Source organism: Lactobacillus xylocopicola (assembly GCF_033096005.1).
In the GTDB taxonomy this organism is placed as follows: Bacteria; Bacillota; Bacilli; order Lactobacillales; family Lactobacillaceae; genus Lactobacillus; species Lactobacillus xylocopicola.
On the sequence record NZ_AP026803.1, the window covers coordinates 687,078 to 700,766 of the forward strand.

At 43.8% G+C, this 13,689-nt stretch carries 15 protein-coding genes; all 15 read left to right on the top strand.

Features of this window, described 5'->3' with window-relative positions; genetic code table 11:
• Window positions 1–9 precede the first annotated feature (9 nt).
• Complete coding sequence (locus R8389_RS03525) at window positions 10–873, top strand: cell division protein FtsQ/DivIB (RefSeq protein ID WP_317638104.1); 864 nt, start codon at window positions 10–12, stop codon at window positions 871–873.
• Window positions 874–935: 62 nt separating this feature from the next.
• On the top strand, window positions 936–2,291 hold the full coding sequence (ftsA, locus tag R8389_RS03530) for a cell division protein FtsA (RefSeq protein WP_317638105.1): 1,356 nt from the start codon (window positions 936–938) through the stop codon (window positions 2,289–2,291).
• A gap of 14 nt (window positions 2,292–2,305) precedes the next feature.
• Window positions 2,306–3,619, top strand: a complete 1,314-nt coding sequence (gene ftsZ / locus R8389_RS03535) for a cell division protein FtsZ (protein ID WP_317638106.1) — start codon at window positions 2,306–2,308, stop codon at window positions 3,617–3,619.
• Window positions 3,620–3,633: 14 nt separating this feature from the next.
• Entirely contained in the window at window positions 3,634–4,071 is a 438-nt protein-coding gene (locus tag R8389_RS03540) for a cell division protein SepF (protein WP_425604659.1), read from the top strand.
• A 65-nt stretch (window positions 4,072–4,136) separates the two neighbouring features.
• A complete protein-coding gene (locus tag R8389_RS03545) occupies window positions 4,137–4,373 on the top strand; it encodes a YggT family protein (RefSeq protein ID WP_317638242.1) in 237 nt (78 codons plus the stop codon).
• A gap of 157 nt (window positions 4,374–4,530) precedes the next feature.
• Window positions 4,531–5,352, top strand: a complete 822-nt coding sequence (locus R8389_RS03550) for a YlmH family RNA-binding protein (RefSeq protein WP_317638107.1) — start codon at window positions 4,531–4,533, stop codon at window positions 5,350–5,352.
• Window positions 5,328–6,116 carry a DivIVA domain-containing protein gene (locus R8389_RS03555; protein WP_317638108.1) on the top strand — a complete coding sequence of 263 codons (789 nt, stop codon included), beginning with the start codon at window positions 5,328–5,330 and terminating at the stop codon, window positions 6,114–6,116. Before R8389_RS03550 ends, R8389_RS03555 begins: the two co-directional genes overlap by 25 nt.
• 219 nt (window positions 6,117–6,335) lie before the next feature.
• The gene (gene ileS, locus R8389_RS03560) at window positions 6,336–9,125 is read left to right on the top strand and encodes an isoleucine--tRNA ligase (RefSeq protein WP_317638109.1); all 2,790 of its coding nucleotides are present in this window, start codon (window positions 6,336–6,338) and stop codon (window positions 9,123–9,125) included.
• The gene (locus R8389_RS03565) at window positions 9,125–9,346 is read left to right on the top strand and encodes a cold-shock protein (RefSeq protein WP_317638110.1); all 222 of its coding nucleotides are present in this window, start codon (window positions 9,125–9,127) and stop codon (window positions 9,344–9,346) included. Before ileS ends, R8389_RS03565 begins: the two co-directional genes overlap by 1 nt.
• Entirely contained in the window at window positions 9,347–9,910 is a 564-nt protein-coding gene (locus R8389_RS03570) for an NUDIX hydrolase (protein WP_317638111.1), read from the top strand.
• 1 nt (window position 9,911) lies between these two features.
• A complete protein-coding gene (locus R8389_RS03575; RefSeq protein WP_317638112.1) occupies window positions 9,912–10,229 on the top strand; it encodes a hypothetical protein in 318 nt (105 codons plus the stop codon).
• Window positions 10,230–10,248: 19 nt separating this feature from the next.
• Window positions 10,249–10,944, top strand: a complete 696-nt coding sequence (locus tag R8389_RS03580) for a 5'-methylthioadenosine/adenosylhomocysteine nucleosidase (protein ID WP_317638113.1) — start codon at window positions 10,249–10,251, stop codon at window positions 10,942–10,944.
• Between the two features lie 4 nt (window positions 10,945–10,948).
• On the top strand, window positions 10,949–12,106 hold the full coding sequence (locus R8389_RS03585) for a cysteine desulfurase family protein (RefSeq protein ID WP_317638114.1): 1,158 nt from the start codon (window positions 10,949–10,951) through the stop codon (window positions 12,104–12,106).
• Between the two features lie 49 nt (window positions 12,107–12,155).
• A complete protein-coding gene (locus R8389_RS03590; RefSeq protein ID WP_317638115.1) occupies window positions 12,156–12,497 on the top strand; it encodes a DUF1831 domain-containing protein in 342 nt (113 codons plus the stop codon).
• Between the two features lie 39 nt (window positions 12,498–12,536).
• Window positions 12,537–13,628 (top strand): tRNA 2-thiouridine(34) synthase MnmA, encoded by a 1,092-nt coding sequence (mnmA, locus tag R8389_RS03595; RefSeq protein ID WP_317638243.1) that lies wholly within the window; start codon window positions 12,537–12,539, stop codon window positions 13,626–13,628.
• The last annotated feature ends 61 nt before the right edge of the window (window positions 13,629–13,689 follow it).

Genomic DNA, 13,689 nt, shown 5'->3' on the forward strand with positions numbered 1-13,689 from the left:
GTGAGGCAGTTGCCTAAAAAACGTGTGACCAAGATTGATCCCAAAGAAAAACTTTCGCCTTATTTAGACTATCAATCGAATAAAAATAAGCGCAAGTCGCAAAGTAAGACGCAAAATAAGCTTTCTGCCTCGCTAGCTAATTTACGCAGTGAACGTAAGTCCGCTTTGGTTAAACGACTAGGGTTGATTGTAGGTATTTCAGTAATTGCGTTGATCGGTCTCGGTTTTTATATTTCGCCGCTTAATGATGTAGTTAGTGTTAAGGTAGAAGGCGGCCGCGACCTGCCCCTGGCAGAACTAGTTAAAACCTCTGGCATTAAGACCAGTGACAAGGTAATTGATCATCTAGTTGATTCACGGGGCGTTAACCATAAAGTAAAACAGAAGTATAGTGAAGTCGAGCACATTAACATTGGCGTTAACCACCTTAACCAGTTGGTTTTAAAAGTAAATGAGTATCAGACCATTGGTTATATCAAAAAAGGAAATAAATATTGTAAGATTTTAGCGCATGGCAAGTTAGGCACCCAACTACTGCCTTGGAGCAAAGTAAGTCCCGATAAACCAGTGTTTATCGGCTATAATCACGACATGTCTTTGAATCAGAGTTTAGCCTTGTTCAACAGCTTGCCTAGCGGCTTTCAGAGTCAGATTAAGTTGCTCAGCGGTAATACGCGGCGCAAATCGCAGGTTATTTTTGTAATGAAGGATGGCAATGTAGTCATTGGTAACGTTTCTACTTTGAAAAGAAAATTGAAATACTATAATGAAATTAAAGCCAAGGCCACTAAAGATAGCTTAATTGACTTGGAAGTAGGGGCATACAGTCGTCCACTAACAGTTAAAGAAAAAAGAATTTATGGTTTAACATAAGCTGATTTTATATTTCTTTTATGTTAGAATTTTTACAAGAAGTATCGACGGGGGGTTAATTTTTGGACAATACAAATCTTTTAGTGGGTCTAGATATAGGTACCACAAGCGTTAAGGCAGTTGTTGCTGACGCCGGTAAAGTGATTGGAGCCGTTGCAATTCCCAACCTAGGAATGAGACACGGAAGCATTGTTGACATTGACGAGACAGCCAATGCGATTAGACGTGCTTTAAAAGAAATCGCGAAAAAAATTAATACAAATATTTATCGTGTTGTGACCGGCATTCCAGTCGGGATGTTGCAGCTAGAAACCGCGAGTGACTTAGTTAACGTTGGTGACAATGGTCGAGAGGTGGGTAATAGTGATGTCAAACGCGTTGTTCGCGTTGCCAGTAAGTCTGCCGTGAAGAGCGAGCGGGAGCCCATTGCCTTTTTACCCAGTCGCTTTGTTATTGATGGTAAAACTGAAGTTGATGATCCCCGTAAGATGATTGCCCACTCGCTGGCCGTGCAGGGGATCATGCTAACTGCGCCGACTAGTGCGCTGCATAATATCAAAAAAGCAGTTGAGCGAGCTGGCTACCAAAATAACTTCTTCGTCCCGACCCCGTTAGCCATTGCCAGTGTTGCCCTCACCGAAAGTGAACGTACTTTTGGGTCAATTATTCTTGATTCTGGTGGCGGAGTAACGACTGCTACAGTGGTTCATAACGGACAAATCAAGTATGCCAATATTGACTTTGAAGGCGGTAGGGATATCAGTAATGATATTTCTGCTGTCCTTAGTACCTCTAAAAAGGATGCAGAGCAAATCAAACTTGATTATGGCTATGCGGATCCAAGCCTTGCTTCAACTAAGAATAAATTTGCGGTTAATAGTGTCGGTACGAATGGCCAGCAAATGGTTGACGAGGTGTATTTAAGCAATATCATTAATGCCCGTATTATGCAGGCAGTTGAACGGCTTGATAAGGGGCTAGCAAGTCACGGTGCTTTAAAGTTGCCGGGCGGGATTGTTATTACCGGTGGTAATAGCCTATTGCAAGGTTTTGAGAATATTGTTGCCAATTCATTAGGGGTGAAAGCGCGAATCTATCAACCAGATCAGATTGGAATGCGGAATCCAGTATATTCAGCGGCTTATGGTATTGTCAATTATGCATATAAAATGTCTGACATTGACTTCTTAGTAATTAAGGCAATCTATGGTAGTGAGACCGCTGAGGAAGCGGAATCAGCTAAAAAAATTACCAAGAATTCAAAAAGTCCGACTACAAGTAATGAAACCAAGGTCAAAGAAGAATATAATAGACATGAGTTATTAAAGCGAGAACGTAACTCGCGCAGTAAAGAGAAAAAAAATCTGCAAAATAAAGATAGAAGCATTAAGAATTTCTTTAAAAAGTTCTTTGATTAAAGGTGGTTAATTAGATGGATTTTACATTCGATTCTGACGATAATAAGAACGCTATTATCAAAGTCATTGGTGTTGGTGGCGCAGGTGGTAATGCCGTTAACCGGATGATCGACGATGGCGTGCAAGGGGTCTCCTTTGTTGCTGCTAATACAGATGTGCAAGCGTTGAATAGCAATAAAGCAGAAACCAAGATACAATTGGGACCCAAATTAACGAGGGGACTTGGTGCTGGCTCACATCCAGAAGTTGGCCAAAAGGCTGCGGAAGAAAGCGAGCAAACGATTGAAGATGCCTTAAAAGGCGCTGACATGATTTTTATCACGGCTGGAATGGGCGGTGGTACGGGGACTGGAGCAGCTCCGACAGTAGCTAAGATTGCGCGCGAAACTGGTGCGCTGACGGTTGGCGTGGTTACCCGGCCATTCACTTTTGAAGGACCTAAACGGTCAAAAAATGCCACTGCGGGAATAGCAGAATTAAAGCAATATGTCGATACGTTGGTGATTATTGCTAATAACCGTTTGCTTGAAATGGTCGATAAGAAGACTCCCATGATGGACGCTTTCAAAGAGGCGGATAACGTTTTGAAACAAGGTGTGCAAGGAATTTCTGACTTGATTACCTCGACTGACTACGTTAACTTGGATTTTGCTGACGTTAAAACAGTGATGGCAAACCAAGGTGCCGCATTAATGGGAATTGGTCGTGCCAGTGGTGAAAACAGGACGATTGAAGCCACTAAACTGGCGATTTCGTCACCATTACTCGAAGTTTCAATTGATGGAGCAAAGCAAGTCCTCCTCAATATTACTGGTGGACCTGACCTGACGCTATTTGAGGCCCAAGATGCTTCGGAAATAGTTTCTAAAGCTGCGGGTGATGATGTCAACATTATCTTTGGTACGTCAATTAATCCTAATCTCGGCGATGAGGTTGTAGTAACAGTTATTGCAACCGGAATTAGTTCAGCGGCTGAAGAAAAAGCTTCCCGCCAGCTTCCGGGTCAGAGCCATCAAGTCAAGGCGAAGCCGCGGACAGCAAATTCAGAAAACATTAGTAACTCAACTTCAGCTGATGACCAAGGACTGGCAAGGCCGGCCGCTGCCAAGCACAAGCCAATGGTCGACCCAACCAGTGTTTGGGGTTTGAATAATGATGAAGAGGACCTGGAAGAAAGACGGTCAAAACCAGCTGCCTTTGACCAAAATGACAATCAAAGCATCTTTGACGATGATGATCAGACTAGCATTTCCCAAATTGAAACCAGTGCTTTAGACGATGATGATACAGAAGATATCCCGTTTTTTAGGCATCGTGGCAAAAAATAATTAGGAGGCAAAAAATGGCTTTTAGTAAAATAGGCAAATTTTTTGGCGTTTCAGATGATGACGAAATGCTTGATAACGAAGAATACTATGATGACCAACAAGTAGAAGAAGAGGAAGTACCTGGTGGCGGGCGTAATAGCGATAAGGTAGTTTCGATTAAGTCTGGACTTGATAGTAATAAGAGTAGGATTGTTCTTTACGAGCCCCGGGTATATTCGGATGCTAAGGATGTTGCCCAAAACCTATTGAATAACAAAGCGGTGATTATTAACTTCAGTCGCATGGAAGATCCTTCTGCCAGACGGATCGTTGATTTTATTACTGGAACTGTTTATGCATTAAATGGTGAAATCCAGCGGATCGGGGACAAGATATTTTTGGCCACACCACCCAAGTTTGTCACCAATGGCAAAATTAGCGACTTAGTTGACAAGAAAGATAGTTTAAGTTGATAGCAAAAACAATATTTTACACCCTTGAAATTATCAGTTGGATTATTTGGCTTTATAGTATCGTGATGGTGATTGACGCAATTATGAGTTGGGTTCCTGCTTTACGGGACTCGGCCGTTGGTCGCTTACTTGATCGCTTGATCGATCCTTACTTGGATATTTTTCGCAAAGGACCGATTCAGGCACTGACTGAGTCTACTGGCTTAGATTTTTCATTTTTAATTGGACTATTTTTGCTATATTTTGTCCAAGAGCACGTTCTTGATTGGATTTCCAATATTTTGTTGAGAATTTTTGTGTAATGAGTCAATCAGTTATTTTGAAAATAAAGAAAAAAACCAGTTCAGCTTGAGCTGGTTTTTAACTTGACAGCCGTTGATGTTTCTCATGCAGTCGTGCTGTTTAGTAAAACAGGGTATTATTTACGCATAAGTAATGGAAGTTTGGGGGTGCAGGCAGGTGGAAATAGAAGGCATTAGTAAGCGGCGCAATTATGCTAAGCAAGCATTATATCAAAATAGTCCTAATGAACTTAAAATAGTTGATCAAATGGCCACGCTGTTGACGCGGCTTAACGGCCAACAGCAGGCATGCTTGACCGCATTTCTGAATCCAGGCCAGCGAGCCATTTTGCGTTTGTTGGCTGGCGACGAAGTTGCTATCCATGAATTTGGGGGCTACCCACAAGCTGAAAAAAAGCGGGTATGGTTCTCTGGTAGTGAAAGTAATCCAGCTCTAGCAGACTATCAACTTGCGGTTTGCCAACTTGACTATCCGGTGAAGTTTGCGCAACTGACGCATGGCGCAATTCTCGGTTCATTAGCAAATCTAGGGGTTGAGACGGATACTTTTGGTGATATTATTACGGACGGAGCAGGACAGTGGCAGTTTTTGGTTAAGGCGGACCTGACCGCTTTCTTCCAGGCGGAGGTCACCCGCGTTGGCAAGACGCAGGTTCGTCTCAGGTCAGTTCCGCTGCAGGCCGTCCTTAAGCCTGTTGATGATAGTATAACGATTAGTATTGTAGTAGCATCACTAAGATTGGACGCGGTGTTAGCTGGACTGAGTAAATCGAGCAGAACGCAAATCAAAGCAGCCATTAGTGATAATTTAGTAAAATTAAATTGGCATAGCGTGCAAGATTCTAATATAATAGTAAAGGTAGATGATGTTCTTAGCTTAAGACATTTTGGTCGAAGCCAAATTAGGAACATCAAATCAACTAAAAAGGGTAAATATAAGGTGGTGCTAAAACTTTGGCAAACAAAAAAACACAAGTGAAGCGGCTAACCCCGATCGAAATTCACAAAAAGGAATTTAAAAAACGTGGACTTAGTGGCTATGATCGCCGCGAAGTTGACGGCTTTCTGGATCACATTGTTGATGATTACGGGAGTATTTTAGACGAAAACACAGATTTGAAAAATGAACTTTATCAAATCAAGAGTGAGCTTAACGACTATAAGAAGCAAGCTATCACACTTCAGCAAACTGATCAGACGGTCAAGGATACGATTGCCAAAGCACAGTTAAGGGCCCAGGATATTCTCAATGAAGCTGCTATTCGGGCTAATAACGTGACGGCTCAGGCCAAGGCCGATACTGATTACCAACAACAGCAACTGGAAGGACTAAGAGCCGACTATGATCGCGTTAAGCGTGAAGTTGCCGGATATCGTAATAATCTTAAAGAGATGTTGCAAGAAATCATGGACAATCTGGATGATGAGCGTTGGCAGAAGGCACTGGATAAGTACTTTGGAACCGAGCGGTTCTATCCGTCAGATGGTGGTGAGCCGGTTTTTATGGCTGACGGCGATGCTGATGCTGAAGAAGACGATGATGATAGTGGTATTGAATTTGACAACGACGAGGATAATGAAGTAAACTTTGGTGAAGATACCGCTGAGGATGATGAAGGGCCACGACCAATTGACGGAGACAGTCCTAATCTGGAGATGAATAATTTGCAGACCGACGTCTCAGTTACTAATAATTCGGGTCCAACCATTGTTTTCCCAGAGGATTACAAAAATCACAGTTAATAAACTGACAGTAAAACCAGAGAGCGAATTAGCGAACTAGCGTTGGTGGAAGGCTAGTGTAAATGCTTGAAGGTTGATTAGCTGCCAAAGGGTTTATTGCGTTAGTTGCACGATACGCAAGCAATAAGTGGAGCTTAAGAGCTCAATTTAGGTGGTACCACGATGATAAAACTCGCCCTATTTTTAGGACGAGTTTTTTTACAGAAAGGAATAATTAAAATGAGAGTGAAGGATACGCTGAACTTGGGCAAAACCAAGTTTAAGATGCGCGGCAATCTCCCCGTGCGTGAAGCTGAATGGCAAAAAGACTGGCAGGACAATAACTTATATAGCGAGCGGCTTAAGCTGAATGAGGGCAAGCCCCGTTTTGACTTGCATGACGGTCCCCCGTTTGCTAACGGTAATATTCACATGGGACATGCCCTGAACAAGATTTCTAAGGATATTATTGTGCGCTTTAAGAATATGGCGGGCTATTATGCTCCCTTTGTTCCTGGTTGGGATACTCATGGGTTGCCAATTGAACAACAACTCACTAAGCAGGGTGTTGACCGTAAGCAGTTAAGTCGCGCTGAGTACCGGCAATTGTGTGAGAATTTTGCCAGAAAAGAAATCAAGAAGCAGATGGCTGATTTTAAGCGGTTGGGTGTTTCTGCCGATTGGGACCATCCATATATTACTTTGCAGGCAGAGTATGAAGCTGAAGAAATTCGTCTTTTCGGTAAAATGTATCAGCAAGGCTATATTTATAAAGGCAAAAAGCCCGTTTATTGGTCACCTTCAAGTGAGTCGACTCTGGCTGAGGCCGAGGTTGAATACCACGATGTTAAGTCGCCCTCGATTTATATTGCCTTTCCTGTAAAAGATGGTAAGGGGCTGTTGGATCCCGAGAATACTTATTTTTTGATTTGGACCACCACACCTTGGACTATTCCGGCCAACCAAGGCATTACCGTTAATCCAGCTTTTGATTATTCGCTTGTTCAAGTGGGCGATAAGCGCTACGTGGTTGGAACTGACCGCTTGGCAGCAGTTGCGCAAGCGCTAGATTGGCAGAACTACCAAGTGGTTCAGCACTTCAAGGGGAGCGATCTGGACCAGCTGGTGGCCAAGCATCCGCTCTACGATCAAGATGCGCTGCTGATGAATGCACGTCACGTCACTGCTAGTGATGGTACTGGTCTCGTCCATACTGCGTCAGGCTTTGGTGAAGACGACTATAATGTAGCACAAAAATATGGCCTACCAGTTTTTAGTCCGTTGGACAATAAGGGGTGTTTTACTGAAGAGGTTCCTGATCCTGACCTAGTGGGGATGTTCTATGATGATGCCAATAAAGTAGTCAGTGAAAAACTAGAAAAATCAGGTAACCTGCTCAAATTGAGTTTCTTCATGCACTCATACCCGCATGATTGGCGCACCAAGAAGCCGGTAATTTATCGTGCCACTACTCAGTGGTTTGCTTCGATTGCCAAATGTCGTCAGCAGATTCTTGATCAAATTGACCAAGTCGACTATTCGCCGGCCTGGGGTAAGGTTCGTTTGCATAACATGATTAAGGATCGTGGCGACTGGGTAATTTCCCGTCAGCGGGCCTGGGGCGTCCCACTACCAATTTTTTATGCCGAAGATGGAACACCAATTGTAACTCCGGAAACAATTGAGCACATTGCGCAAATTTTTGCCAAAGAAGGTTCCAATGCTTGGTACAAGCTTACCGTTCAGGAATTGTTACCAGCGGGCTTCACTTCCGCACATTCACCAAACGGTCATTTTACCAAGGAAACTGATATTTTGGATGTTTGGTTTGACTCTGGCTCCTCTCACCAAGCCGTCATGGCCAAAAGACCTGACCTGCGTTTCCCGGCTGATTTGTATCTTGAGGGTAGTGACCAGTATCGCGGCTGGTTTAATTCAAGTTTGATTACCGCTGTTACTACTACGGGTAAGGCGCCATATCGAGGTATTCTATCCCAAGGCTTTGTGTTGGATGATAAGGGGCACAAGATGTCTAAGTCGTTGGGCAATGTGATTGCACCTGACGATATTATCAAGCAAATGGGAGCCGAGATTATTCGCCTGTGGGTAGCTTCAGTTGATGCGACTGCAGATGTTGCAGTTTCTAATGATATTCTTAGCCAGACTGCGGAAAGTTACCGTAAGATCAGAAATACTTTCCGCTATATGCTTGCCAATACCAGTGATTTTGATCCGGCTGCAGATCGGGTCGCTTATGAAGAGCTGAATTCAATTGACCAATACATTGAAGTACGCTTAAATGACCTTGTTAAGCAGTGCCTTGAAAGTTATGAAAAATATGACTTTAACGCGGTTTACAAGAGTGTTTTTGCCTTTATTGCCAATGACCTCTCCGCTTTTTATCTGGACTTTGCTAAAGATGTCCTGTACATTGAAGGTAAGAACAGCCATACTAGGCGGTCAATGCAGACAGTTATCTATGATGCAACAAGCAAAATTGCGAAAGTATTAACGCCCATCCTGCCCCACACCATGGAAGAAATTTGGTCCTTCTTACCAGAAGCGGACAAGTACATTCAATTGACCAACATGCCAGCAGTGCTTGAATATGACAACCGGCAACAATTACTTGCTGATTGGCAACAATTCTTGAATTTACGAGATGATGTTTTAAAAGTTTTGGAAGCAGCGCGGGAGCAAAAATTAATTGGAAAATCCTTTGAAGCGGCGTTAACAATTTATCCGACTCAAGCAATAAAAGCAGTCCTGGATGATTTGAAGGCCAATTTCCGCCAGATTCTGATTGTTTCCAAGTTGACCATCGAAGAAGGCAAAGCACCTGCTAATGCGGTTCAGCTGGCAAATGGAGCATTTGTGGTTGAACACGCTCCAGGAGAAGTTTGTCCGCGGTGCCGGATGATTAGGACTGACCTTGGAGAAGATCGGGACTTGCCAATGCTTTGTGGTCGTTGTGCAAAAATTGTTAAGGACAACTATCCTGAAGTAGTACAAGAAGGTTTAGAAGAATAATGCGTCTAGGTACAGTGAAGCAGTTTGACCAAAATAGTAGTTTTGGCTTTATTGAAGATGAGCAGAATCATAAGTCGTACTTTGTTTTTTACACGGCAATTAAGGAAGAAGGCTACCGCCGACTGCGCGTTGGCCAGCAAGTCAAGTATCAGCTTGCCCAAGGTAAAAACGGACTGCAATGTGTTAATGTATATTTAGCTGATTTACAGGAAAGTGAGTAAATGGATTTAACAGAAACTGAAATTTCTTCAAAGCAAATTTTTTCGGGTCGAATTGTTGACCTGTCGGTTAAAACAATTAAGTTGCCCAATGGTGAGACTGCTGATCGTGAAGTGGTCAGGCATCAACCGGCTGCAGCTGCCATTGCGGTTAATGATCAGCAAGAAATGCTTTTGGTTGAGCAATGGCGGGAACCGATTAAGGAAGTAACCCTAGAAATTCCAGCTGGGTTGATCGATGCGACTGATGCAAGTCCCTTGGATGCGATGAAACGTGAATTGAATGAGGAAGGCGGCTACCATGCCGACTACTGGGAAAAGATTACCGAGTTTTATTCTTCCCCGGGCTTTACTGATGAAAAGTTGCACTTATTTTATTGTGATACCTTAACCAGGCTAACCGAAAAAAGGCCCCTCGATGCTGATGAATTTTTGACCAGCCACTGGTATGATTTAGAAGAGCTGAAGAAGTTATTCGCACAAGGAAGAATTGTTGATGCCAAAACTTTGTACGCAATGAGCGTGTGGGAAAACATGCTTTTAACCGGTGCGGACGCAGAGGAATAACATGACTGAAAAACGATCTGATTACCGCAAGAAAATTAAACACAAGAAGAGCAAGACCTTTTTTACTACTATCAAATCGGCTTTTGACAGTGGTGCTGAAAACGTTGATGTCAATCCTGAGTTTACCCGTAGCACTGCAGATAAGCAGCAGGTGGACGATCACGAAACACCGGTCGACCAGCCCCGCTTGCGGTCTACTGATGAGCAGACGCAGGTGGAAGAAGACAAGGGGCGCAAGCTTAAGCAAAAGCTGAACCGGGCTATCTTGCTAGTTTTGGTGCTATTGATTCTAGTATTAATCGCGTTATTTCATTTATAAAAATTAAGCGGGTGTAAAAATGAAGATAGCAATTATTGTCCCCATGGCAATTGAGGCAGAGTATTATCATAAATATTTTCACTCCGGTAACAAGGAAATGTTCGGATCGACGATGTTCGAGCATTTTTGCGTTCGGGGCAATGATATTTATCTTGGTTTGAGCGGAATCGGCAAAGTTCAAGCAGCTATGAACCTGACCTCCATACTAGCACAAGTCAATCTTGACCTGGTCTTGATGACGGGAACGGCGGGATCGTTGCAAGCAGGTGTCCATCAGGGCGATTTGATTGTGGCTAAGTCCTTTGCTTACCACGATGCCCATAACACGTTGGCAGGGGACTATGTCGAGGGACAGCTTCCGGGTGAACCTGCTTCTTTTGACCTAGACTCACCAGCGCGCACCCAGTTAACTAATTTTCTTGAAGTACAGGGGGTCAAGTATCAAGAGGGGCTGATTGTAACTGGTGATTCCTTTATTGGCTCTGACCAGCAAAAGCAGGCAATTAAACAGAATTTTCCCCAAGCAGTGGGAGTAGAAATGGAAGGGGCAGCCTTTGCCCAGGTTGCGGCCCACTTTAAAAAACCACTAATTGCCTTGCGGGCAATTTCTGATAATGGTGATGATGGAGCTAATGAGGATTTTGACCGCTTTGCCCAAAAAGTTGGTGCGCAGGCGGCCAAGTTGATCTGCGCATACATAGAAAAGATGAGTTAGAATCATGGCAGAAGTGTACTTAGATAATGCCGCAACAACACCGCTGGCGCCTGCAGTAATTGATGTTATTACCGAGGAGATGAAAAAAACTTTTGGTAATGCCTCGAGTACTTATGAACTGGGGCGTAAGGCCCGGCGCGTAATTGACCAAGCGCGGGGGCAGGTTGCGGCTGCGATTAATGCTAAAGAAAATGAAATTATTTTCACATCAGGGGGATCTGAAAGCAATAATACTGCAATTTTTGGTACTGCCCAGGCCAGACGAGCAGAAGGCAGGCGAATTATTACCACTAAGATTGAACATCCCTCGGTCTTAGAGCCAATGAAACAGCTTGAACGTGCTGGTTATGACGTAATCTATCTTGATGTCGATGACCATGGTCGGATCGCCTTATCCGACCTCAAGCAGGCGTTAACGCCTGCAACTATCCTGGTTTCGATCATGGCAGTCAACAACGAAGTGGGGACGATTAATCCGTTGACTGAGATTGGTGCACTCGTGGCCGACAGTAATGCTTACTTCCATGTTGATGCCGTTCAAGCTCTGGGTAACCTTGACTTGGATGTGGCCAAAATGAAGATTGACTTGTTATCCGCTTCGGCCCATAAAATTAATGGCCCTAAATTTTTAGGCTTTTTGTATGAGCATCACGGAGTTAAGCTGCCACCCTTAGTATTAGGCGGCGAGCAAGAGACTAAGCGCCGCGCAGGTACTGAAAATGTGCCTGGCATTGCTGGTTTTGGTGAAGCTATTAGTGAGAGTGCGGCGCTTGACAAGCAAAAACTCCAGGCAAAGTATCAGGGTTTTCAAAAGTTGATATTGGATAAGTTGACGGCTGGCAAGATTGATTTCGAAATTAACGGTGGAACCGGTACACACGATTCTCATCACCTGTTAAATCTGCACCTTGTTGGTGTGTCTACGACCCTGTTGCAGGCTAATCTAGACCTAGCCGGTTTTGCAGTTTCGGGTGGATCAGCCTGCACAGCCGGATCTCTGGAGCCGTCCCATGTTCTATTGGCTTGTTTTGGGAAGGATTCGCCGCGAATTAATGAGTCAATCCGGATTTCTTTTGGTCGTTTTACGACGGCAGAAGAAGTTACTGCCTTTGCCCAACAATTAGTCAAAATAGCGGGGAAAATACAGCAAAAGGGAAAATAGTTGCTTTTTTACGCAAAAGCACTTATTATTTGTAAGTGAGGAAGAACAAATGGTAAATACAGTTGTAATTAATGGGGATAAGCGCAAGTTTACCCTTAGTCCAGATTTGAAACTTTATGCGTTGATTGATGCAGGCTTTGTTAAGACCGTCAAGGGCAACTACAATTATGAACATCCGCTTTATAATGACTCGCCCTACAATGCGCCAACCAAGCTTAAAGTGACTATTGACAAGGATATGACCCGCTTAACCATGGTTGTTACCGACCGGAATGGTCTAAAAAAAGTAAACATTTTTAAGAATCAGGAATTAGCGCCGACCGTTGAATTGTTAGACTATGTGCTCAAAGATTTAGCGGAGCGCAAAATTCTGGTTGCGGTAAAGGATTGATCAAAATTGGCAGAGCAGAAGACCAGAGTAGTTATTGGGATGAGTGGGGGCGTTGATTCCTCAGTGGCCGCACTCTTACTCAAACAGCAGGGCTATGATGTGATTGGTGTCTTCATGAAAAATTGGGATGATACTGATGACGCAGGAGTTTGCACCGCGACCGAAGATTATGAAGACGTCAAACGGGTTGCTGACCAGATTGGCATTCCCTACTATTCAATCAACTTTGAAAAAGAATATTGGCACCGAGTGTTTGAATATTTCTTAAACGAATATAAAAAGGGTCGAACACCTAATCCAGACGTGATATGTAATAGCCAGATTAAGTTCAAGTCCTTTTTAGAGTTTGCGCTGAATCTTGATGCGGATTACATTGCAATGGGGCACTATGCCAAGACGGTAACCGATGAGCAAGGGCTTAGCCACATGATGCGGCCTAAAGATGGTAACAAGGATCAGACCTACTTTTTGAGCCAGCTGAGTCAAGAACAGATTAGCCGGGTGATTTTTCCGTTGGCCAATCTGACCAAGCCGCAAGTGCGTGAAATTGCTATTAAACATGGCCTGATTACGGCCAAGAAAAAAGATTCGACGGGCATTTGTTTTATTGGTGAGCGCAATTTTCGTAAGTTTCTGAGTGAATTTTTGCCTGCTCAGTCGGGCCAGATGATTACCCCAGACGGGCAAGTAGTTGGCCAGCATGCTGGCCTCATGTACTACACCATCGGACAGCGATCGGGTCTGGGTCTGGGCTCAACTAAAGAATCCACAGCACCATGGTTTGTTGTTGGTAAGAACTTGAAAAAGAATGAACTGATTGTTGAGCAGGGTTATGATAGTGACTTGCTGTATGCTACAGAGCTTGAAGCTAGCGACATGTCCTTTTTTACCGGTCAGCCGCAAAGTGATTTTAAAATGCACTGTAGTGCCAAGTTCCGTTACCGTCAACCTGATGTTGGTGTGACGGTGCATTACCATGCTAAAAGTAACACGGCAACGGTTTACTTCGACGAGCCGGCTAGGGCCGTGACCCCAGGCCAGGCCCTGGTATTATACCGGGGTGAAGAGTGTCTTGGCGGTGGCAACATTGATAGTGCTGCTCAAAATGAGCGACAACTACAGCTAGTCTAATTAACATTAAAAAGGAGTAGGTCTTTTCGACCTACTCCTTTTTTGCTGAGCAATACGGTTA